Source organism: Saccharopolyspora elongata, from assembly GCF_004348985.1.
Classification (GTDB): domain Bacteria; phylum Actinomycetota; class Actinomycetes; order Mycobacteriales; family Pseudonocardiaceae; genus Saccharopolyspora; species Saccharopolyspora elongata.
Genome location: NZ_SMKW01000053.1, coordinates 42081 through 64156, shown reverse-complemented (window position 1 = coordinate 64156; position 22076 = coordinate 42081). Strand labels below are relative to the sequence as shown.

The 22076-nt window shown below is 70.9% G+C and carries 21 protein-coding genes and 1 pseudogene; 17 read left to right on the top strand and 5 right to left on the bottom strand.

Annotated elements, in window-relative coordinates; translation table 11 throughout:
• On the top strand, positions 1 to 941 hold a 941-nt coding region (locus E1288_RS31215), incomplete at its 5' end, for a LysR family transcriptional regulator (RefSeq protein WP_207954661.1).
• A gap of 115 nt (positions 942 to 1056) precedes the next feature.
• Here the strand turns inward: E1288_RS31215 and E1288_RS31210 are convergent.
• Together E1288_RS31210 and E1288_RS31205 are read right to left on the bottom strand one after the other, a co-directional pair.
• Positions 1057 to 2205 carry an MFS transporter gene (locus E1288_RS31210; protein WP_132491606.1) on the bottom strand — a complete coding sequence of 383 codons (1149 nt, stop codon included), beginning with the start codon at positions 2203 to 2205 and terminating at the stop codon, positions 1057 to 1059.
• Complete coding sequence (locus E1288_RS31205) at positions 2198 to 2953, bottom strand: DeoR/GlpR family DNA-binding transcription regulator (protein WP_132491604.1); 756 nt, start codon at positions 2951 to 2953, stop codon at positions 2198 to 2200. Before E1288_RS31205 ends, E1288_RS31210 begins: the two co-directional genes overlap by 8 nt.
• Positions 2954 to 3089: 136 nt before the next feature.
• Here E1288_RS31205 and E1288_RS31200 point away from each other — a divergent pair, with 136 nt between their 5' ends.
• The 5 genes from E1288_RS31200 to E1288_RS31180 all read left to right on the top strand — a co-directional run bounded on the left by E1288_RS31200 (position 3090) and on the right by E1288_RS31180 (position 7473).
• Positions 3090 to 4112 (top strand): beta/alpha barrel domain-containing protein, encoded by a 1023-nt coding sequence (locus tag E1288_RS31200; RefSeq protein ID WP_235883921.1) that lies wholly within the window; start codon positions 3090 to 3092, stop codon positions 4110 to 4112.
• 135 nt (positions 4113 to 4247) lie between these two features.
• Positions 4248 to 5027, top strand: a complete 780-nt coding sequence (locus E1288_RS31195) for a hypothetical protein (RefSeq protein WP_132491602.1) — start codon at positions 4248 to 4250, stop codon at positions 5025 to 5027.
• Positions 5027 to 6073 (top strand): hypothetical protein, encoded by a 1047-nt coding sequence (locus E1288_RS31190; RefSeq protein WP_132491600.1) that lies wholly within the window; start codon positions 5027 to 5029, stop codon positions 6071 to 6073. Before E1288_RS31195 ends, E1288_RS31190 begins: the two co-directional genes overlap by 1 nt.
• Positions 6070 to 6312 (top strand): hypothetical protein, encoded by a 243-nt coding sequence (locus E1288_RS31185; RefSeq protein ID WP_132491598.1) that lies wholly within the window; start codon positions 6070 to 6072, stop codon positions 6310 to 6312. The genes E1288_RS31190 and E1288_RS31185 overlap by 4 nt, the downstream gene beginning before the upstream one ends.
• An 81-nt stretch (positions 6313 to 6393) precedes the next feature.
• Entirely contained in the window at positions 6394 to 7473 is a 1080-nt protein-coding gene (locus tag E1288_RS31180) for a glycoside hydrolase family 172 protein (RefSeq protein ID WP_132491596.1), read from the top strand.
• 95 nt (positions 7474 to 7568) lie between these two features.
• Here E1288_RS31180 and E1288_RS31175 read toward each other — a convergent pair whose 3' ends face one another.
• A complete protein-coding gene (locus E1288_RS31175) occupies positions 7569 to 8507 on the bottom strand; it encodes an MBL fold metallo-hydrolase (protein WP_132491594.1) in 939 nt (312 codons plus the stop codon).
• 145 nt (positions 8508 to 8652) lie between these two features.
• On the opposite strand from E1288_RS31175, the gene uvrC reads away from it, so the two are divergent.
• The 10 genes from uvrC (at position 8653) to rraA (ending at position 18820) form a co-directional block, all read left to right on the top strand.
• The gene (gene uvrC, locus E1288_RS31170) at positions 8653 to 10680 is read left to right on the top strand and encodes an excinuclease ABC subunit UvrC (RefSeq protein ID WP_132491592.1); all 2028 of its coding nucleotides are present in this window, start codon (positions 8653 to 8655) and stop codon (positions 10678 to 10680) included.
• Positions 10673 to 11551, top strand: coding sequence for an RNase adapter RapZ (rapZ, locus tag E1288_RS31165; RefSeq protein WP_093260432.1), 879 nt, complete (start codon positions 10673 to 10675; stop codon positions 11549 to 11551). The genes uvrC and rapZ overlap by 8 nt, the downstream gene beginning before the upstream one ends.
• Complete coding sequence (locus tag E1288_RS31160) at positions 11548 to 12516, top strand: gluconeogenesis factor YvcK family protein (RefSeq protein WP_132491590.1); 969 nt, start codon at positions 11548 to 11550, stop codon at positions 12514 to 12516. Before rapZ ends, E1288_RS31160 begins: the two co-directional genes overlap by 4 nt.
• On the top strand, positions 12507 to 13493 hold the full coding sequence (whiA, locus tag E1288_RS31155) for a DNA-binding protein WhiA (RefSeq protein ID WP_093260428.1): 987 nt from the start codon (positions 12507 to 12509) through the stop codon (positions 13491 to 13493). Before E1288_RS31160 ends, whiA begins: the two co-directional genes overlap by 10 nt.
• Before the next feature lie 357 nt (positions 13494 to 13850).
• Positions 13851 to 14861: a type I glyceraldehyde-3-phosphate dehydrogenase gene (gene gap / locus E1288_RS31150; RefSeq protein ID WP_132491588.1), complete on the top strand. Its 1011-nt coding sequence runs from the start codon at positions 13851 to 13853 to the stop codon at positions 14859 to 14861.
• A 338-nt stretch (positions 14862 to 15199) separates the two neighbouring features.
• Positions 15200 to 16402 carry a phosphoglycerate kinase gene (locus E1288_RS31145; RefSeq protein ID WP_132491586.1) on the top strand — a complete coding sequence of 401 codons (1203 nt, stop codon included), beginning with the start codon at positions 15200 to 15202 and terminating at the stop codon, positions 16400 to 16402.
• A gap of 2 nt (positions 16403 to 16404) precedes the next feature.
• Positions 16405 to 17190 carry a triose-phosphate isomerase gene (gene tpiA / locus E1288_RS31140; protein ID WP_132491584.1) on the top strand — a complete coding sequence of 262 codons (786 nt, stop codon included), beginning with the start codon at positions 16405 to 16407 and terminating at the stop codon, positions 17188 to 17190.
• 190 nt (positions 17191 to 17380) lie between these two features.
• Positions 17381 to 17614 carry a preprotein translocase subunit SecG gene (secG, locus tag E1288_RS31135; protein WP_132491582.1) on the top strand — a complete coding sequence of 78 codons (234 nt, stop codon included), beginning with the start codon at positions 17381 to 17383 and terminating at the stop codon, positions 17612 to 17614.
• A 55-nt stretch (positions 17615 to 17669) separates the two neighbouring features.
• Positions 17670 to 18014, top strand: a complete 345-nt coding sequence (locus E1288_RS31130) for an RNA polymerase-binding protein RbpA (protein WP_132491580.1) — start codon at positions 17670 to 17672, stop codon at positions 18012 to 18014.
• Positions 18015 to 18346: 332 nt separating this feature from the next.
• A complete protein-coding gene (gene rraA, locus E1288_RS31125; RefSeq protein ID WP_132491578.1) occupies positions 18347 to 18820 on the top strand; it encodes a ribonuclease E activity regulator RraA in 474 nt (157 codons plus the stop codon).
• A 188-nt stretch (positions 18821 to 19008) separates the two neighbouring features.
• Here rraA and E1288_RS47280 read toward each other — a convergent pair whose 3' ends face one another.
• Both E1288_RS47280 and E1288_RS47275 read right to left on the bottom strand, forming a co-directional pair.
• Positions 19009 to 19908 carry an SLC13 family permease gene (locus E1288_RS47280; protein WP_165968339.1) on the bottom strand — a complete coding sequence of 300 codons (900 nt, stop codon included), beginning with the start codon at positions 19906 to 19908 and terminating at the stop codon, positions 19009 to 19011.
• Positions 19897 to 20234, bottom strand: a pseudogene (locus tag E1288_RS47275) (SLC13 family permease); the annotation flags it as partial. The pseudogene E1288_RS47275 and the gene E1288_RS47280, both read right to left, overlap by 12 nt.
• Positions 20235 to 20550: 316 nt before the next feature.
• On the opposite strand from E1288_RS47275, the gene E1288_RS31115 reads away from it, so the two are divergent.
• Positions 20551 to 22032: an aldehyde dehydrogenase gene (locus E1288_RS31115; protein WP_132491574.1), complete on the top strand. Its 1482-nt coding sequence runs from the start codon at positions 20551 to 20553 to the stop codon at positions 22030 to 22032.
• Positions 22033 to 22076 lie beyond the last annotated feature (44 nt).

The window sequence follows — 22076 nt, the reverse complement described above, 5'->3', positions numbered from 1 at the left end:
GGCTTCGGCGGGCGGGTGCTGGTCGGGGCCGGATCGGTGGTCGGCGGCTTAACGTGATGGGTGTGGATGCGCGTCAACTCCGGTACTTCCTGGCCGTCGTCGAACACGGCACCATGACCAAGGCCGCCGAGGCCATGCACGTCTCCCAGCCGTCGTTGTCGCAGGCGATCGTCGGGCTCGAACGGGAGTTGCGGACGCAGTTGTTCCACCGCACCGGGCGCGGCCTGGTGCTCTCCGCGGCGGGCCAGGCCGCGCTGGAACCCGCCCGGCGGGTGGTGCACGGGCTGGCCGAGGTCGCCTCCGCCGTGGAGCCGGTCCGGGAGCTCTCCGGCGGTCGGCTCGACCTCGTCGTCCAGCACCTGCTCAGCGGTTGGGGCGTGGCGGTGGTGGCCGCGTTCTGCCACCAGTACCCGCAGGTGGCGGTGCGGATGATCGAGCCGCCCAACTGGCATCGGATCGGCCGCACCGTGCGCACCGGGACCTGCGAGCTCGGCCTGTGCACGCTGCCGATCGCCGACGGCGAGGGCCTGCACACCAGGCAGCTAGCCAGCCGCGAGCTGCAGATCGCGCTGCCCGCGAACCACCCGCTCGCCGACGGCGAGGGCCCGCTGGAGCCCGCCGCGCTGGTCGACCAGCGGTTCGTGACCAGCCCGCCCCGGACGGTCTGGCGGACGCTGCTGGAGGAGGTGCTGGAGGAGACCGGCCGCAGCCCGGTCGCCGCCGTCGAGATCACCGCCACCAGCGGGGCCATCCCGCTGGTCGTCGCCGGGGTGGGCGTCGCGATCGTTGCCGGGCAGACGGTCCACCAGGCCCGCGAGCAGGGCGCGGTGGTCCGTCCACTTCGGACCGATGTGCGGATGCGGGTCGGCCTCGTGCACCGCCCCGGCCCGCTGTCCCCGGCTGCCGAGGCCCTGATCGCACTGGTGGAGCGCGACGGGTAGCCCGGCGATCGGCTCGGGCTCGCCGCCGTTCACCAGCGCGGAACGTGATCCGCCACGCCGGAAAGCGTTCGCGGCGAAGGACGTCCGCCCGACCGAACGCGGAAACCGGTGCGGCTCAGCGGGGCCGGACCGCGGCGGCGGAGAGCGCGACGAAGGCGGCCAGCACCGCCGGGATCGCGAGGCCGGTGGTCAGGTCCGTCCAGCTGGTGACCAGGCCGATCACCACCGGGCCGGCGAGCAGGCCGCCGTAGCCGAGCGTGCTGACCTGCGCGAGATCCCGGCCGCTGCGGCTCGGATCGCGGTTGCCCGCCGCGTTGAACACCTGCGGGATGATGCACGACAGCCCGATGCCGAACAGGGCGAAGCCGATGATCGCCGCCACCGGGTGGTGCAGCAGCAGCGCGCCGCCGAGACCCACGGCCGCGACGGTGCCGCAGCACCGCACCAGGACGACCGGCCCGAGCCGGGCGACCAGGAAGTCGCCGAGGAAGCGGAACACGGCCATCGTCGCGGAGAACACCGCGTAGCCGGTCGCCGCGACCGCCGGGCTGGTCTGCAGGACGTCGTGCAGGTACAACGGCGACCAGTCCGCCATCGAGCCTTCGCCCAGCGAGCAGAAGAAGGCCAGCACGCCGAGGAACAATATGCCCGGCGAGATCCCGTGCTGCCGCACCGGTTTCCCGGCCGAAGGGGCCTCCGGGGGCAGCAGCGCGCGCCGCGCGATCACCGACACGACGCCGAGCGCGGCCGCGACGAGCGCGAAGTGCGCGCCGACGCCGATCGCCGCGTGCGCAGCGAGCGCGCCGACTCCGGCGCCGAGCAGACCGCCGACGCTGAACATCGCGTGGAACGTGCTCACGATCGGGCGCCCGTACCGCCGCTGCACCTGCATCGCGTGGGTGTTCATGGCCACGTCGACGGTTCCGTGCCCGGCGCCGAACAGCAGCAGCGCCGCCACCAGCGCCGGGAGGTTCCCGGCGATGCCGGGCAGCAGCAGACTCGCCGACATCGCGATGCCTGCCGGTCCCAGCACCCGCGCGCTGCCGAGGCGGTCGGCGAGGTGCCCGACGATCTGCATGGCCAGCACCGAGCCGGCCGCGACCGCGAACAGCGCCAGCGTCACCTGCGCGTCGTCGAGGCCGAGGTCCTGCTTGATCGCCGGGATCCGCGCGGTCCAGGTGCCCAGCGCTGCGCCGGTGATCACGAAGTAGGCCGTCACGGCCCACCGGGCCCGCTGCGGGACGGCGACGGTCGTCTCAGACAACGCGCACCTCCACGCCCGCCGCGGCCAGCTCGGCGCGCGCGTCCGCCGGCGCGGCCCGGTCGGTGACGATCACGTCGATGTCGGTGATCGGGCAGACGAATCCCAGTCCGGTCCGGGCGAACTTGGCGCCGTGGCAGACGGCGACGACGCGCTGCGCGGCGGCCACCGCGGCCTGCTTCACCGGCACCTCCTCGAGGTCGTGCGCCGTCAGGCCGTGCGTCGCGGAAAGCCCGCACACGCCGAGGATCGTGGTGTCCACCCGCAACGCGCGCAGCGACATCTCGGTGAGGTGGCCGGTGAACGACAGCTCGCCCGGCTTCGTCCGCCCGCCCGGCATCAGCAGGTCGACCTGCGGCGCGTTGCTCAGCGCGTTCGCCGCGTGCAGGTCGAGTGGGATCGCGGTGATCCGGCGGTGCGCGAGCCGCCTGGCCACTTCCAGCGTCGTCGTGCCGGAGTCGATGATTACGGACTCGCAGTCCGCGATCAGCTCCTCTACCGCCGCGGCCAGCTGCTTCTTGGTCCCGGTCTCGTCGCGCTCGCGGAGCGGGAACGGCGCGGAGTGGCCGCGCAGGAAGCTCACCGCGCCCCCGCGCACCCGCCGCAGGACGCCCTGCTCGGCGAGTTGGTCGAGGTCGCGGCGGATGGTCATCTCCGACGAACCAGTCGCCTCGGCCAGCTCGGCCACCGTGACCCGCTCCGCCCGCCGCAGCCGCTCGATGATCGCCGAAGTACGTTCCGAACTTTCCACGAGTTCAATCGAACAAGAAAGATGTGCGAAAGGCAACCCTGCGCGCGGGTGCGATGTGCGAACCCGGGGCGGTGCACTGCTCCGGGTGAGGGACAATGGGAGTCGACGGCGTGGAGACGTCGGGTAGGAGGAGATCGTGAGCGTGGCCCAGGAGCGCAACCTTCGGTTGGTGCGAGACGTCCCGTCCGAGCTCGGCGTGCGGCTCGGCGACATCAGACTGCGCAACCGCCTGGTGACCTCGTCCAGCCTGCTCGGCTACGGCGTGGCCAACACCAAGCTGGTGCCCTACGGCATGAGCCCGATCTCGCAGTTCGTGCCGCTGTCCCGGTTCGGCGCGGTCACCACCCGCACGGTCACCGTCGAGCCCCGAGAGGGGCACTTCACCACCCGCGACGTGTGGCCGCTGCACGAGCTGCCCGCGCTGATCAAGCGCTACGGGCAGGCGCTGCGGCAGGTCGACGGCGGCTGGCTCAACGCCTTCGGCTGGTGCAACGTCGGCATCGACGGCTACCTGCGCGACTACTACCCGCGCACCCGCGAGCAGAACACCATCATCTCCGTCGGCGGCTTCTCCGCCGAGGAGTTCGTCACGCTGGTCGACAAGGTCAACGCCGCGGTGCCGGCCGGTGAGATCGCCGCGGTCGAGTTCAACGTCTCCTGCCACAACGTCAACTTCGACTTCAACCAGATCATCGAGTCGGTGCTGGCCGAGGCGGTGCCGCGCAGCAACCACCCGGTGATCCTGAAGCTCTCGCCGGACTACGACTACCTCGGCCACGCCCGGCTGGCGGCCCGGCACGGGGTGGCGGCGCTGACCGCGATCAACACCGTCAAGGGCCTGCGGCTGGACCCGAACACCGGGCAGCCGCTGCTGAAGAACGGCTTCGGCGGGCTCTCCGGCCGCGCGATCAAGCCGATCGGCCTGCGGGTGGTCAAGGAACTGCGCGACGCCGGGGTGACGCTGCCGATCATCGCCACCGGCGGCATCCGCAGCTTCGACGACTGCCGCGAGTACTTCTGGGCGGGCGCCGACGCGGTCAGCCTGGGCAGCGCCAGCTGGTTCGCCAGCTACCCGGGCTACGCGCTCTCGCCGCTGTACGCGGCCCGGATCCGGCACCTGGTGCGCCGCATCGAGAACTACACGCCGCCGCAGCGCTGACCCCCCGCGTTGCTCGCATCGGGCGACTTTCGCCTTGCGGGCAGCGATGATCGGGCGAATGCCGCCACTGGGCGCTCGCGTCTCGGTACGCTCGGGGATGTTGATCCTTGGGCGTAGCCGAGGAGGCGACGCTTGGTGGCGACGGAATCGGATGGATCCGGCGCCGCGACACCGCGGCGCAAGTGGTGGCAACGGCTGCTGCGCGGCCCGGCGTTCGTGGTCGTGGCGCTCGTCGGCGCGCTGGCCGGGATCGCCGCGCCGATGCTGTGGAACGCCGCCCGCGACGTGTCGCGCCCGCCGGTCCTGGTCTGGGCGAGCTCGGACGGCGGCCCGGTGGACGATCGCAGCTACGCGCTGCCCGACGTGGCCGAACCCGCGGAAATCGGGACCCCTGCGGAGTTCCTGGCCGATTCGCCGGCGCTGCGCCGCGCCGTGAAGGCCGGCGTGCACGGCACGACGGTGACCATCGAGGGCGCTCGCTCCCGCGACGTGGTGATCACGAACATGCGCGCCCGGATCCTGAGCCGGGAGCCGAACGTCGCCGGCACGCTGCTCTGCAGCACGCCGCAGGGCGACCTGCCCGCGAAGCGGGTCGGTTTCGACCTGGACGAGTTCCGCCCGGTGGCGCGGGTACTCGACGGCAGGCGGCTCGGCGAGCCGTACTTCGCCGGTCAGGCGCAGCAGCTCGCCGACGGCGAGACGATCGTGTTCCAGGTCGAATCGCGCGCCGACGACGGCCACTACCGCTGGGTGATCGACGTCGACCTGGTCATCGACGGGAAACCGCAGACCTACACCGCGAAGCCCGACGCCGGCGAGTTCGAGATGACCGGCTTCAGCCCGCGGTACGGGGCGGTTTTCGCGGCCCGGGGCATGCGGGCCTGGAGCTTCCCGGACCGGGCGGGTGGTTGCTGATGCGGTACGGGCTCCGGGTGCTGGCGCTCGTCGTGGTCGTGGCGGCCGGGGTCGGGTTGGGGATCTGGTGGAACCGGCCGCCGGAGGTCCGTTCGTCGCAGGAGGTGGCCGCACTGCTGCCGTCGGGAGGCGACGGATTCCGTGCGCAGGACGAGGACTCGTTCGACCGGGGCTTCTTCCTCGCGGCGGTGGAGGATTGCGCCCCGGTGCCGGCCGTCCAGCAGTTCCGCACCGCGAGTTCCGCCGTCTTCAAGGGCTACACCATCGGCGAGGAAAACCCTGCGCAGGTGGCGATCGTGCAGCTGCAGAGCATGCACGACATGGCCTGCCAGGACCGGATGGACGCGGTCCTGGCGGCGATGTCGGCGCCGCTGGTGGTGGACGACGGCGTCGCGACCGACGGGCTGGTGGACGTCGACGATCCCGCCGGGTTCGCGCGAATCCTGGAGACCCGCGGGGTTTACCGCAACGGCGCGGTGACCTACCGGCACGGCGATTCGGCCCTGGTGTTCTCGACGTTCTACGACCCGCTGAACCCGCCGCTGGGCTGGGACGCCTATGTGCGCCATTGCTCAACCGCGGAACCGGGCGCAGCCCGGCTGTGCGAGCCGGATCCCTTCGGCCCGCTCGGCGGTGCGGACTGGACGGCCGTGCTGGCGGAGCGGGGCTGCGACGAGGAGTACGAGGCGATCGTGCACGGCCGGTTCCAGGACCTGACCGGCGACGGCCTTCCCGAGGCCGTGCTGGCGGTGAGCTGCGACCTGGCCGACGGCACCAGCCTCCGCGAAGTGCAGGTCTACGACGGCGGATCGCCACCGGATTCGCCGCGGCTGATCCAGGCGTTGCTGGGCGACGATCCGGGCCCGCAGGGCACCGGGCTCGCCCCGGCGACCGTGACGCTGTCCGGCGACGAGCTGACCGTCCAGTCGTGGAGCCGGCCGCCGGGCGACCCGCAGGGCGAACCGAACCTGCTGGTGACGGACGGATTCCGCTGGCAGGACGGGAACTTCGTGCCGGAATGGCGAGACGTCGAGGACGTGTCGTGACCCGGAATCCGGCCGTTCCGCGGAAATCCGGCACCGGATTCCCAGAAACTCCCGGCCCGGCCGGGGTGATCACGGTGGTCGTCCTCGCCTGGGGGTGGTTACCGATGGCCGGAGCTGCGCGCACCGACGAGAAGCCGTCGAAGTGGCGGTTCCTGGCGACCAAGACGTCGATCTACCCGCAGCTGTTCCAGCGCTGGGACCGGGAACTGGGCACGCAGTTCCTTCCTCCCGGCGCATAGCGATCGGGAAAACGGCTTGGCGGCGAGTGTCGCGTGGTAGAACGTGATCAGGAGCACAGTCGCTACCACTGGGGAGGAATCTTGTCCGGATACGGGGATTTCGGCAGCAGCCTGCGGGATCTGCCCCGGCTGCGGCAGACCCGGCGCGGCCGGGTGTCCAGCTGGGACCGCACCGGCGGCAATACCGACAACACGCGCATCGAGCCGGGCGAGACCAGGGAACTGGCCGACATCGCCGGCCCGGGCGTGATCACCCACATCTGGTGCACCGTCGCCCTCGACCACGTCGGCAAGCCCGCCGAGCTGGAAGGCGACTACCTGCGGCGGCTCGTCCTGAAGATCACCTGGGACGACTCGGCGCACCCCGCGGTGCTGGTGCCGCTGGGCGACTTCTTCGGCATGGGACACGGTCGCAGCGCCAACTTCTCCTCCGCGCCGCTGCAGATGAGCCCGCAGGACGGCAAGGGCTTCAACTGCTGGTTCGCGATGCCCTTCGCCGGGCGCGCCCGCTTCGAGCTGATCAGCGAGATGAGCGTCAAGCCGGTGACGTTCTACTACTACATCGACTACGAGACCTACGGCGAAGCCGACCCGGAACTGGGCTACTTCCACGCGCAGTGGCGGCGGCAGAACCCCACCGACGGCGTCGAGCAGGGCGACCAGACCAACGAGGAGTTCCTCTTCGGCGGCACCAACACCGACGGCGCGGGCAACTACGTGCTGCTGGAGGCGGAGGGTCGCGGCCACTACGTCGGCACCGTGCTCAACGTGCACAACCTCCGCCACACCAGCGACTGGAACTGGTACGGCGAGGGCGACGACATGTTCTTCATCGACGGCGAACCCTGGCCGCCGCGGCTGCACGGCACCGGCACCGAGGACTACTTCAACACCGCGTGGTGCCCGAACCAGCCGTACCAGGCGCCGTACCACGGGCTGACCATGCCGGGCGGGCCGAACTGGAGCGGGCAGGTGTCCTACTACCGCTTCCACGTCGAAGACCCGGTGGTGTTCGAGAAGTCCATCAAGGCGACCATCGAGCACGGGCACGCCAACAAGCGCTCCGACGACGTTTCGTCGGTGGCGTACTGGTACCAGACCCTCCCGGCGCTCCCGGTCACCCTCGCCCCGGTCGCGGACCGCATCCCACACCCCCTGTGACCCGGAAGTCCGCAATTTCAATGGAAATCGAACCTCTGATTTCCATTGAAATTGCGGACCGTCACACCAACCGGGGTCGCTCACCCGGGAAATCGCTAGACGGCGCAGCGGAGCGGGCCTCCGTTGTAGGCGATCGCGTCGGCGAACGCCGCCGCCCGGTCGAATTCGGTCTCGTCCGCTTCGGCGTAAGCACGGTGCAGGTTCAGGACGATCCGCTCGCGGTCCGGCCAGCCCGCGAACTCGCCGAGGTCGCAACGCCGGGCCGCCTCCAGTGGCGAGAGGCCGTCGGTGCGGGCCTGGCGGGCCGTGTCCAGCACGAACCGGTAGTAGCGGGCGTGGTCCTCCAGCACCCGCGGGAACGCCGAACCCGGCAGGACAGAGCCGTGGCCCGGCACCACCTTCGCCGCGCCGAACCCCGCCAGCCAGTCCAGCGCCTTCAGCGCGCCCTCCACCGAACCCATGAACACCAGCGGCGTGACGCCGTGGAAGATCAGGTCGCCGGTGAACAGCACCCCGGCGTCCGGCACCCACGCCACCACGTCGCCGGGCGTGTGCGCGGCGTACCCGGGGTGGTGCAGCTCGATCCGCCGGTCGCCGCTCTGCAGGACCAGCGAATCCTGCAGCAGCACCGTCGGCGCGCGGCACTCGGTGATGCCCCAGTCCGGCACGGGATCCCACACCGGCGGCGGCTCCGCGAGGATCGTCTCCGCCAGGATGCCCGTCCGGGTCGCCGGGTGTCCGATGAGGACGGTCGAGTCGGGCAGCAGCGCGTTGCCGTGCGTGTGGTCGCCGTGCAGGTGGGTGTTCACCGCGAACCGGATCGGCGCGTCGTCGCTCGCGGCGCGCACCGCGTCCAGGAAGCGGCGGGTGCGCTGCGCGGTGGCGCAGGTGTCGACCAGCACGACGCCGTCGTCGCCGAGCACCGCCCCGGCGTTGTTGATCCACCACGAACCATCCGGTTGGACCCACGCGTGAACCCCGGGGCCGACCTCGGACAGCGTCGCTCGTTCGGGATGGGCGTTGTCGATGTTCACTGCTGACCTCCGCGGATCCGGGCTCTTCCGAAGTGCGCGATCACGGGCGTCCCCCAGTGTGCCCCGCCGGGCCGCCCCCGGCGGTAGACCGAACGGTCGGCGCACCGAGATCCGGGCGGTCGGCCCCCGCACGTAGGGTGGAGGCGTGGCCGATCCGTCCACCTACCGACCAGCGCCAGGCACGATCCCGGACGCCCCCGGCGTCTACCGGTTCCACGATGCCGGCGGCCGAGTGATCTACGTCGGCAAGGCGAAAAGCCTGCGCAGCAGGCTCTCGTCGTACTTCGCCGACCTCGCCGGACTGCACCCGCGGACCCGGCAGATGGTCACCACGGCCACCGGCGTGCAGTGGACCGTCGTCGGCACCGAGGTCGAGGCGCTGCAGCTGGAGTACTCCTGGATCAAGGAGTACGACCCGAAGTTCAACGTCCGCTACCGCGACGACAAGTCGTACCCGGTGCTGGCGGTGACCCTGCACGAGGAGTTCCCGCGCCTGCACGTCTACCGCGGCCCGCGCCGCAAGGGCGTGCGGTACTTCGGCCCGTACGCGCACGCGTGGGCGATCCGCGAGACCCTCGACCTGCTGCTGCGGGTGTTCCCCGCACGCACCTGCTCCGGCGGCGTGTTCAAGCGGCACTCGCAGATCGGCCGCCCCTGCCTGCTCGGCTACATCGGCAAGTGCTCGGCGCCCTGCGTGGGCCGGGTCGACGCCGGCGAGCACCGCGACATCGTCGAGGACTTCTGCGACTTCCTGGCCGGGCACACCGACCAGCTGATGCGCAAGCTCGACAAGGAGATGCAGGCCGCCTCCGCGGAGCTGGAGTTCGAGCGCGCCGCCCGGCTGCGCGACGACCTGGAGGCCCTGCGGCGGGCGATGGAGAAGCAGGCCGTGGTGCTCGGCGACGGCACCGACGCCGACGTGGTGGCCTTCGCCGAGGACGAGCTCGCCGCCGCCGTGCAGGTCTTCCACATCCGCGGCGGCCGGGTGCGCGGCCAGCGCGGTTGGGTCATCGACAAGGTCGAGCAAACCGAGACCGCCGCCCTCACCTCGCAGTTCCTCACCCAGTTCTACGGCGAGCAGGCGTCGTTGGCCGACCAGGCCGACGCCGGCGGCAGCCCGGTACCGCGCGAGGTGCTGGTGCCGCAACTGCCCGACGACGCGGAGGCGATCGCCGGCTGGCTCGGCGAGCTGCGCGGCAGCCGGGTCAGCCTCCGGGTGCCGCAGCGCGGCGACAAGCGGGCGCTGATGGAAACCGTCGAGCGCAACGCCAAGGAGTCGTTCCAGCAGTACAAGCTGCGCCGCGCCGGCGACCTGACGGCGCGGTCGGCGGCGTTGCAGGAGCTCCAGGAAGCGCTGGCGTTGGACACCGCGCCGCTGCGCATCGAGTGCATCGACGTCAGCCACGTGCAGGGCACCGACGTGGTGGCGTCGCTGGTGGTGTTCGAGGACGGCGTGCCGCGCAAGTCCGAGTACCGCCGCTTCGAGGTCCGGGAGGGCGCCGAGGGCGGCGACGTCGGCTCCATCGACGAGGTCGTGCGCCGCCGCTTCCACCGCTACCTCAGCGAGACGGCGAAGTCCGACATCCCGCCGGAGCAGACCGGTTCGGGGCCCGTCGGCGCGGCGATCGACCCCGACACCGGCCGCCCGCGCAAGTTCGCCTACCCGCCGAACCTGCTGGTGATCGACGGCGGCGCGCCGCAGGCCAACGCGGCCGCGGACGCGCTGACCGAGATGGGCATCACCGATGTCGCCGTGATCGGGCTGGCCAAGCGGCTGGAGGAGGTCTGGCTGCCCGCCGACCCGGACCCGGTGATCCTGCCGCGCACCAGCGAGGCGCTCTACCTGCTGCAACGGGTCCGAGACGAGGCGCACCGCTTCGCCATCGGCTACCACCGCAAGAAGCGCGGCAAGCGCATGACAAGCTCCACATTGGACGCGATTCCGGGCCTGGGCGAAACCCGCCGCGCGGCGTTGCTCAAGCACTTCGGCTCGGTGCGCAAGCTGCGCCAGGCCGGGGTGGACGAGATCGCCACGGTGCCCGGGATCGGCCGCCGCACCGCCGAGACCGTGCACTCGGCGCTGGCGGCCGAAGGGGGAACCGGGCCGAGCCCGGTGCCGGACGACCGGGCGGGGCCCGGCGCCGACAACGCTGAAGGGGAGAGCAGTGACTGACGAGCAGTCGGGCATCGAGGTCGCCGTGGTCAGCGGCCTGTCCGGGGCGGGGCGCAGCACCGCGGCCAAGTGCCTGGAAGACCTGGGCTGGTTCGTGGTGGACAACCTGCCACCGGAACTGATCGCCACGATGGTGGAGCTGGGGGCGCGCTCCAGCGGCGCGGTCACCCGCGTCGCGGTCGTGATGGACGTGCGCAGCCGCGCGTTCACCGAGGACCTGGGCGCGGTCATCAAGGACCTCGACGCCCGCGGCTACAAGCCGAAGGTCCTGTTCCTGGAGGCCACCGACGAGGTGCTGATCCGCCGCTTCGAGCAGGTGCGGCGCGGCCACCCGCTGCAGGGGGAGGGGCGGCTGGCCGACGGGATCGCCGCGGAGCGGTCGCTGCTGTCGAAGCTGCGCTCCGAGGCCGACCTGGTGCTGGACACCACCAGCCTGTCCGTGCACCAGCTGCGGTCCAAGATCGAGGACGCGTTCGGCACCGAGGCGAGCACCCGCACCCGGCTGACCGTGCTGTCCTTCGGCTACAAGTACGGCCTGCCGATGGACGCCGACCTGGTGATGGACTGCCGCTTCCTGCCGAACCCGTTCTGGATCCCGGAGCTGCGCGAGTTCAACGGCCTCGACGAGGAGGTCCGCAACTACGTGCTCGGCCAGGAGGGCGCGGAGGAGTTCCTGCAGAGCTACCAGCAGCTGCTGCGGCTGGTAGGAGCCGGCTACCACCGCGAGGGCAAGCGGTACCTGACGCTGGCGCTGGGCTGCACCGGCGGCAAGCACCGCAGCGTCGCGCTCGCCGAGGAACTGGCCCGCCGCCTCGCCGAGGACGACGGGATGATGGTCAAGACGGTGCACCGGGACCTGGGGCGCGAGTGAGCGCCCAGCTGCGCGCGGTCGCGCTCGGCGGCGGCCACGGCCTGCAGGCGACGCTGTCCGCGCTGCGCCAGCTCACCACCGACGTAACGGCGGTGGTGACGGTGGCCGACGACGGCGGGTCGTCCGGGCGGCTGCGCCGCGAGCTGGGCATGCTGCCGCCGGGCGACCTGCGCAAGGCGCTCGCCGCGCTCGCCGACTCCGACGCCGACGGCCAGCTGTGGGCGACGGTGTTCGAGCACCGCTTCGGCGGCAGCGGGGCCCTCGCCGGCCACGCCGTCGGCAACCTGCTGCTCGCCGGGCTGCTCGAGGTGCTGGGCGATCCGGTCGAGGTCCTCGACCACGCCTGCCGGCTGCTCGGCGTGCAGGGCCGGGTCCTGCCGATGTCGACGGTGCCGCTGGACATGGCCGCCGACGTCGTCGGGCTCGACTCCGATCCCGACGCGATTCGCACGATCCGGGGGCAAGTCGCCATCGCCAGTACGCCCGGACGAGTGAAACAAGTGCGTTTGCACGCGAATGGTGTCGAAGAACCGGCAGCCTGCCCGCAAGCGGTGGAGGCCGTGCTGGGCGCCGATCTGGTGCTGCTCGGACCCGGCTCGTGGTTCACCAGCGTGCTGCCGCACCTGCTGGTCCCGGAGCTGCACGAGGCATTGGTGAGCACCACCGCGCGCCGCGTGGTGGTGCTCAACCTCGTCCCGCAGCCGGGTGAGACGGCGGGCTTCTCACCCGAACAGCACCTGGACGTACTCTCGCAGCACGCACCGCGGCTGCGGGTCGACGCCGTGTTGGCCGACGCTGACTCGGTGCCTACCCCTGATCGGCTTCGAGCTGCGGCCGCCGGTCTGGGTGCGCAGACTTTGCTGGACAAGATCGCCGCGCCGGCCGTGCCGGGACGGCACGACCCGGAGGCGCTGGCGGCCAGCCTGCGGGCCGCATTGGAGAGGAGGACGGACCGGTGGCGATGACCGCGGCGGTCAAGGACGAGTTGAGCCGGTTGTCGGTGACGAAGACGTGCTGCCGACGGGCTGAGGTGTCCTCGTTGCTGCGCTTCGCCGGCGGGCTGCACATCGTCGCCGGCCGGGTGGTGATCGAGGCCGAGCTGGACAGCGGCTCCACGGCGCGCCGGCTCCGCAAGGAGATCCACGAACTGTTCGGGCACCAGTCCGACGTGCACATGATCACCTCCGGCGGGCTGCGCAAGGGCACCCGGTACGTGGTGCGGGTGGTCAAGGACGGCGAGGGCCTCGCCCGGCAGACCGGACTGCTCGACCCGCGCGGCCGCCCCGTGCGCGGCCTGCCCGCGCACGTCGTCTCCGGCGGCGCCTGCGATTCGGAAGCCGCGTGGCGCGGCGCCTTCCTGGCGCACGGCTCGCTGACCGAGCCGGGCCGGTCGTCGTCGATGGAGGTCACCTGCCCGGGCCCGGAGGCGGCGCTGGCACTGGTCGGTGCCGCGCGGCGGATCGGCGTGGCGGCGAAGTCGCGCGAGGTGCGCGGCGCGGACCGGGTGGTGGTGCGCGACGGCGACGCCATCGGCGCGCTGCTGACCAGGCTCGGCGCGCACTCCAGCGTGCTCGCGTGGGAAGAACGCCGGATGCGCCGCGAGGTGCGGGCGACCGCCAACCGGCTGGCGAACTTCGACGACGCCAACCTGCGCCGCTCGGCGCGCGCCGCGGTCGCCGCGGCCGCCCGGGTGGAGCGCGCGCTGGAGCTGCTCGGCCCGACGGCCCCGGATCACCTGACGGTGGCGGGCCGGCTGCGGCTGGCGCACCGGCAGGCATCTCTGGAGGAGCTCGGCCAGCTGGCGGACCCGCCGATGACCAAGGACGCGGTGGCCGGCCGGATCCGCCGCCTGCTGGCGATGGCCGACAAGCGAGCCCGCGAACTGGGCGTCCCAGATACCGAATCCGCGGTGACCGCCGAGATGCTGGAAGCAGACGCCTGACCGGTCGACCGCAGTTTCAATTGAAACTGCGGTCCCGGCGGACGGTAAATCACCGTTTGAATTGGAACTGTGAAAAACCGGCACGGCGCCGAACCGGTGCAGAGATGCCGATCACGGGCCGCGATCGCCGCCGCCGCTCAGATCGAGTCGCTCCGCAGTGCGTTGACCTGCGCTGATGCGCGTGTGGTCGCGGTTGGTCGCGGGCCGGGTGCGGCTGGTGGGAGACATCGCCTTTCCGGAGCGTGAGCCCGCTCGCCCGCCCGCGTGCGAAGGCCCCGGTGGCAGATAGGGTGATGCCGAGACCATCAACCTCACCCGCCGCGTCGCCGGCCGGGTCAGTCACGAGGAGAGATCGGCGTGACCGTTCGCGTAGGTATCAACGGCTTCGGTCGGATCGGGCGGAACTTCTGGCGGGCCGCGACCGCCAGTGATCACGACATCGAGATCGTGGCCGCCAACGACCTGGGCGATGTCGCGACCATGGCCCACCTGCTCAAGTACGACAGCATCCTCGGCCGCCTCGACCAGGAGGTGAAGGTCACCGGTGAGGGCATCGAGGTGGGCGGCAAGCTCATCAAGATCCTCGCCGAGCGCGACCCGGGCAAGCTGCCGTGGGGCGACCTGGGCGTCGACGTCGTCGTGGAGTCCACCGGCTTCTTCACCAACGCCGCGGACGCCCGCAAGCACGTCGACGAGGGCGGTGCGAAGAAGGTCATCATCTCCGCCCCGGCCAAGGGCGAAGACCTGACCGTGGTGCTGGGCGTCAACGACGACAAGTACGACGGCTCGCAGACCATCATCTCCAACGCCTCCTGCACCACCAACTGCCTGGCCCCGATGGTCAAGGTGCTCGACGACGCCTTCGGCATCGAGCAGGGCCTGATGACCACCATCCACGCCTACACGCAGGACCAGAACCTGCAGGACGCCCCGCACAAGGACCTGCGCCGCGCCCGCGCCGCCGCGGTCAACGTGGTGCCGACCAGCACCGGTGCGGCCAAGGCGATCGGCCTGGTGCTGCCGGAGCTCAACGGCAAGCTGGACGGCTACGCGCTGCGCGTGCCGGTGCCGACCGGCTCGGTCACCGACCTCACCGCCACCGTCCGCAAGGACGCCACGGTCGAGTCGGTCAACGAGGCGTTCAAGGCCGCGGCCGCCGAGGGCAAGCTCAAGGGCATCCTCAAGTACAACGAGGACCCGATCGTCTCCGCCGACATCGTCACCGACCCGCACTCGACGATCTACGACTCGCCGCTGACCAAGGTCATCGGCAACCAGGTCAAGATCGTCGGCTGGTACGACAACGAGTGGGGCTACTCCAACCGCCTCGCCGACCTCGTCGACCTGGTCGGCAAGAAGCTCGCTTGAGAGTTCCAGGCTCGTTCTGCGTAGCGGTGCGGGTGGCGGAACCTCAGAAGCTTTCTCGGCTCCGGGATCCCCGACGCACGTATGACCAATACGTCGCGTCGGGGCTGTCCTCGCGACAAAGCTTCTGAGAACCCGCGGCGGTGCCAGTTGCGTAGGTGGGCTAAGCGGCTTCGCCGCTTGCGGCAGCTCAGGCAGGTAGCGGGCTGAGTACCGCGGCGGCCGGTCTACCGCTGGAAGCGGCTGCGCCGCTTGCAAAGACCAGTCTCTGAAGGCCCGCACGAGCCGTTCGGCAAATCCCGGCTCGTGCGGGCCTTTTCCATAACTGCGTAGGAGCAGACGTGAAGAATCTCGACGATCTGCTGTCCGAGGGCGTTCGGGGTCGGCGTGTTCTGGTGCGTGCCGACCTCAACGTGCCGCTGGACGGCGAGAAGATCACCGACGACGGCCGGGTGCGCGCCTCCCTGCCGACCATCCGGAAGCTGACCGGTGCCGGCGCCCAGGTGGTGCTCACCGCGCACCTCGGCCGCCCCAAGGGCGAGCCGGACCCGGAGTTCTCCCTGGCCCCGGTCGCGCGGCGCCTCGGCGAGCTGCTCGGCGCGGACGTCGCGCTGGCCGGTGACCTGGTCGGCGACTCGGCGAAGTCCACGGTGGCGGGCCTGACCGACGGGTCGGTCGCGCTGCTGGAGAACGTCCGCTTCGACGCCCGCGAGACCAGCAAGGACGACGCCGAGCGCGGCGCGCTGGCCGACGAGCTGGCCGCGCTGGTCGGCCCGGACGCCGCCTTCGTCTCCGACGGTTTCGGCGTGGTGCACCGCAAGCAGGCGTCGGTCTACGACGTCGCCAAGCGGCTGCGCGCCTACGCCGGCGGCCTGGTGCTCGCCGAGGTCGAGGTGCTGCGCACCCTGACCGGCGACCCGAAGCACCCCTACGTCGTGGTGCTCGGCGGCTCGAAGGTCTCCGACAAGCTCGGCGTCATCAAGGCCCTGCTGCCCAAGGTCGACAAGCTGCTCATCGGCGGCGGCATGGCGTACACGTTCCTGGCCGCCCAGGGCCACAACGTCGGCAACTCGCTGCTGCAGGAGGACCAGATCTCCTCCACCGAGCAGCTGCTCGCCGAGCACGGCGACAAGCTGGTGCTGCCCGTGGACGTGGTGGTCGCCGACCGCTTCGCCGCGGACGCGGAGAAGCAGGTCGTGGCCGCCGACGCGATCCCGGCCGACTGGATGGGGCTGGACATCGGGCCGCGCAGCGTCGAGCAGTTCGCCGGGATCCTCCGCGAGGCCGGCACGGTGTTCTGGAACGGCCCGGCCGGCGTGTTCGAGTTCCCGGCGTTCGCCGACGGCACCCGCGGCGTCGCGCAGGCCATCGTCGACTCCGACTCGTTCAGCGTGGTCGGCGGCGGCGACTCGGCCGCCGCGGTGCGGACCCTCGGACTGCCCGAGGACGGCTTCTCGCACATCTCCACCGGCGGCGGCGCGTCGCTGGAATACCTCGAAGGCAAGGACCTGCCCGGTGTGGCCGTCCTGGAAGGTGAGCGCTGAACATGGCCAGGCAGCCACTGATCGCCGGTAACTGGAAGATGAACCTGAACCACCTGGAGGCGATCGCCCTGGTGCAGAAGGTCGCCTTCGCGTTGCCGGAGAAGTACTTCGCGAAGGTGGAGGTGGCGGTGCTGCCGCCGTTCACCGACATCCGCAGCGTGCAGACCCTGATCGACGGCGACAAGCTGCTGCTCAAGCACGGCGCGCAGGACATCTCCGAGCACGAGTCCGGGGCCTACACCGGTGACGTGTCCGGGCCGATGCTGGCCAAGCTCGGGTGCAGCTACGTGGTGGTCGGCCACTCGGAGCGCCGCGAGTACCACGCGGAGACCGACGAGCTGGTGAACAAGAAGGTCCGCGCCACCCTCAAGCACGGCATGTCGCCGATCCTGTGCGTCGGCGAGCAGCTCGACGTGCGCGAGTCCGGCGGCCACGTCGAGCACTGCACGACGCAGCTGATCAACGCGCTCAAGGGCCTCAAGGCCGAGCAGGTGCGCCAGGTCGTGGTGGCCTACGAGCCGGTGTGGGCGATCGGCACCGGCAAAGTCGCCACCGCTGCGGACGCGCAGGAGGTCTGCGGGGCGCTGCGGGCGGCGCTGGAGGAGAAGTACGGCAAGGAGATCGCCGACGAGGTGCGGGTGCTCTACGGCGGCTCGGTGAAGTCGAGCAACATCGGCGACCTGATCGGCCAGTCGGACGTGGACGGCGCCCTGGTCGGCGGCGCGAGCCTCAACGGCGACGAGTTCGCCAAGCTCTCCGCCATGGCCGCGGGCGGCCCGATCCCGTGATGCGCTTCCGGCCCGTTCACCTCTCCCGGTGAGGTGAACGGGCCGTTCGCGCCGACCCGCCCGGCACCCCTGGGGTGCACCGGGTGGAGCAGTGTGAGACCGTCCTCGCGGCAAACGGGTGGACGGTGGTCAACTCGCTGTTGGTGGCCCGGTACGCTTGGTCGCGGACCGCTGTGCGAACGAGGACGTGATGACTCTTTTCCTGCAGATCATGTTGATCGTGACGAGTGTGCTGCTGGTGCTGCTGGTGCTGCTGCACCGGGCCAAGGGCGGCGGTCTGTCCTCGCTGTTCGGCGGCGGTATGCAGTCCAACCTGGCCGGTTCCAGTGTGGCGGAGAAGAACCTCGACCGGATGACGTTGTTCGTCATGGCGCTGTGGGTCATCTCCATCATCGGTGTCGGCGTGTTGATCAAGATCGGTTGATCGACCGGGCACCCAGCCGGTCGACAACCCCGGGCCGCTTGGTGGGTGAAGACGGATGACTGGTGGCAACGCCATTCGCGGCACGCGTGTGGGCTCGGGCCCCACGGTAGGCGAGTCGGAGCGGGGGGAAGCCGCGCCGCGCAAGCGGGTCGACTACTGGTGCGCCAACGCGCACCACAGCCGGCCGTCGTTTGCGATGGACGCCGAGGTGCCGGAGGAATGGGACTGCCCGCGCTGCGGTTTGCCGGCGGGCTTGGACCAGGAGAATCCGCCCGAGGCACGGCGGAACGAGCCGTACAAGAGCCACCTCGCGTACGTCAAGGAGAGGCGCAGCGATGCCGACGGGATGGCCATCCTGGAGGAAGCGCTGACCAAGCTCCGCGAGCGCAAGGGCCGCTGAGATCAACGAACCGGGCCGGGTGGGCGACAGCTCACCCGGCCCGGTTCGTTTCTCGTGAGTGCTGGTTCCGGTAAGAACCGGCTTCAGCGCTCACGACGGCTCGACGTCGATCTCGTTGACCGCGGCGAGCATGTGCCGCAGCACCCGCATGGTCGTCGCCACCTCGGGCATCGGTCAGGTCGCCGACGACGCGCCCGCTCCGGTGCCTGATGTGCAGTTTCAATTGAAACTGCGGTACCGGGGCCGGTGTGGCGTTGGTCGCGGTGCGGGGCCGCGTCCGGCTACCGGTGGGTACGCTCGCCGTCCACGACAGCGGCGATCCGGGAGGACTCATGGCTCAGGCGACGGCTGATCTCGCGGACCGGGAAGGCCCGGAGGTGCGCAGCTGCGACGTGCAGTTCCGCAACCTCGGCGGGCGCGAGGCGTTCGAAGGCCGGATCCGCACGGTCACGTGCTTCCAGGACAACGCCCTGCTCAAGAAGGTCCTCTCCGAGCCCGGCGACGGCCAGGTGCTGGTCATCGACGGCCGCGGCTCGCTGCACACCGCGCTGATCGGCGACCTGATCGCCGAGATCGGCCGCTCGAACGGCTGGAGCGGCGTCATCATCAACGGCGCGGTGCGCGACTCGGCGGTGCTGGCCGGGATGGACTTCGGCGTCAAGGCGCTGGGCACCAACCCGCGCAAGAGCACCAAGACCGGCGAGGGAACCGTCGACGATGTCGTCGAGCTCGGCGGCGTCCGGTTCGTGCCCGGCGAGCACGTGGTGTCCGACCAGGACGGCATCGTGGTGATCACCGAGCCGTAGTTCCACCGGCCCGACGGCCGAGCGCACGCGCAGGCCGTCCCGATCGCGTTCCGACGGTTGGCGGCGGTGCGCAACCGCCCTGCCGTGTCGCGGGCAGCCCCGTCCGGGCCGAGCACTTCGCCGAACTCGCCTGACCGGGGTCGTGAGTGCGCAACCGGGTCGGAGCCCGGTCACGCGCTCACGACCGCTCAGCCCAGGCCCAGCACCACCAGCAGGAACCACGGCACCAGGGATCCGGAGACCAGCATGGCGCCGGCGTAGCTCAGCAGCTGGCGGAAGTAGACCTGCTTGTCGCGGTTGCGGACGTTGGCCATCAGCATCGCGCCGCTCGGCGAGGTGGGGCTGACGTCGACCACGCTGGCCGCCACGCCGAAACCGGCCACCGCGCCGGGGATGTGCGCGAAGTTCGCCGCCTGCAGCGGAGGGATCAGGATCGGGAAGGTCGCGCCCAGCGTCGCGGTGGTGGAGGCGAACGCCGACACGACGCCACCGATCACGAACGCCAGCAGGGTGGTGATCAGCGGGTTGCCCAGGCTGCCGATGGCGTTGGAGGCGTAGTCGATCGCGCCGACCTCCTTGGCGACGCCGACGAAGACGAACAATCCCGAGGTCAGCAGGATGACGCTCCACGAGATGCCCTTGACCGCGCCGTCGGCGCGCTTCGGGAAGAACAGCGTGAGCAGCGCGCCGAGCCCGAACGCGGTGATGCCCACGTCCAGCCCGAAGCCCAGCGCCAGCACCATCAGCGCCGCGATGGCCAGCAGCGTGACCTTCTGCTCGCCGGTGATCTTCGTCCGCTCCACGGTGGTGTCGACGCCGTCGACCGCGGGTTCCTCGCCGTGGCCGTGGCGGATCAGGTGCATCCCGCCGAAGGCGAAGTACACCACCGCCATCAGCAGCACGTACATCGCCAGGAACAGCGTGAACACGGACCAGATCGACACGTCGGCCAGACCGGATTTCTCCAGCACGCTCTTGGTCACCGCGCCGTAGGAGTTCAGCGGCGACATGGCGGTGGCGTTGACGCCGTGCAGGATGATCAGGCCCATCAGCAGCGGGCTGACCCGGTACTGCGCGGCGAAGGTCATCGCCAGCGGCGCCAGCAGCGCCAGCGCCGCGGAGGGGAAGACGCCGAGGCGACCAGGACCGCGGCGATCACGCCGAACACCACCGGGATCAGCGCCACCTTGCCGGCGACCAGCCGGACGCCGGTCCGGACTATCAGCTCGACGGCGCCGTTCTCGCGGGCGATCGCGAACAGGTACGTGACCCCGGCGATCAGCACGAAGATGTCGGCGGGGAAGGATTCCAGCACCTGGTCCACGGACAGCCCGCCGATGCCGGCGACCACCAGCGCGCCGACGAAGCCGAGCACGCCGATGTTGACGTTGAAGGCGATCGCCAAGGCGAACATCAGGACCAGGCAACCCACGCTGGCCGCGATCGCAGCGGACATCGTTGTTCCTCTCTGCGGGGTTGGGCGACGAAGAATTCAGCCGAATGCAGCAGTGTGCGAATGTATGCAGCAGAATACGGACACGCGGCGTGAGGTCAAGAGCTTCTTCGTCGTCGACTCGACTCCGTTGGGGCGCAAGGGTTCGGGCTTGACACGTCGCGACGAAGCGAGAGTATGCTTTTGTATACAACGGCGTACCGGGATCCGCAGGCCTGCGGAGGTACCTGCCCTCGGCGCGGTGACGTCGACGACGACCAACCATGGAGCGCGTCTCATGACCAACCCCAGTGACCGGATGCTCATCGGCGGGCAGCGGGTGCGGGCGTCCACCGGGCAGGAGCTGCCCGCGATCAACCCCTTCACCGCGGCGGAGTTCGCCACCATTCCGGACGCGAGCCCGCAAGACGTCGACGCCGCCGTCGCCGCGGCCCGCGCCGCCTTCGACGGCGGCTGGTCGACGACACCTGGCGTGCGCCGCGCCGAGCTGATGAACCGGCTGGCCGCGCTGGTGGACGAGTACGCCGAGGAACTGGGAAGGCTGGAGTCCACCGACAACGGCAAGCTGGTCCGCGAGACCACCGGCCAGGCGCGCTTCGCCGCCCGCAACTACCGGTTCTTCGCCGGTTACGCAGACAAGCTCTACGGGCGCACCATCCCGTTGGACAACCCGGACACCCTGGACTACACGCTCGCCGAGCCGATCGGCGTCGCCGCGCTGATCACCGCCTGGAACTCGCCGATGCAGCTGCTGGCCAACAAGCTCGCCCCGGCGCTGGCGGCGGGGTGCACAGTGGTCATCAAGCCCTCCGAGCACGCCTCGGCGACCACGCTGCGCATGGCCGACCTCGTCGAGCAGGCCGGGTTCCCGCCGGGAGTGATCAACATCGTCTCCGGTGGGCCGCAGGCCGGGATCGCGCTGACCGAGCACCCGGGCCTGGACCGGATCAGCTTCACCGGCAGCGTGCCCACCGGCCGGGCCATCGCGGCCGCCGCGGCCACGAACCTGATCCCGGTCACGCTGGAGCTGGGCGGCAAGTCCCCGAACATCGTCTTCGCCGACGCCGACCTGGACCGCGCGGTCACCGGCGCGGTCGCCGGGATCTTCGCCGCGGGCGGCCAGACCTGCATCGCCGGAAGCCGGCTGCTGGTGCAGGAATCGGTCTACGAGCAGGTGGTGCAGGCGGTCGCGGCGCGAGCCGCGGAGATCCGCCTCGGTGACCCGGCGGATCCGCGGACTCAGATGGGGCCGGTCGCCAACGAGCCGCAGCGCGACCGCATCCAGCGCGCCATCGACTCCGGTGTCGAAGCCGGCGCCCGCGCGGTGGTCGGCGCCGAGCCGGTCGACGACCCGGCACTGGGCGAGGGGCTGTTCGTGCGGCCCACGGTGTTCGCCGACGTCGCGAACGACTCGAAGCTGGCCCGCGAGGAGATCTTCGGCCCGGTGCTGAGCGCGATCCCGTTCGCCGACGACGACGAAGCGGTCAAGATCGCCAACGACAGCGATTTCGGCCTGGCGTCCGGGATCTGGGCCAACGACCTGACCCGCGCCCACCGGGTCGCCAAGCGGCTGCGAGCGGGCACGGTCTGGGTCAACACCTACCGGGCCAGCGCCGCGCAGGCGCCCTTCGGCGGCACCCGGAAGTCCGGCTACGGCCGCGAACGCGGCGAAGAAGCCCTCCACGATTACCTCAACACCAAGAACGTGATGGTCGACCTCACCGGCCAGACCCCCGACCCCTTCTCGATCCGCCTCTGAGGGATGGCGAACGCCGATTTGGTCGCAACTGGAAAGGAGAACGT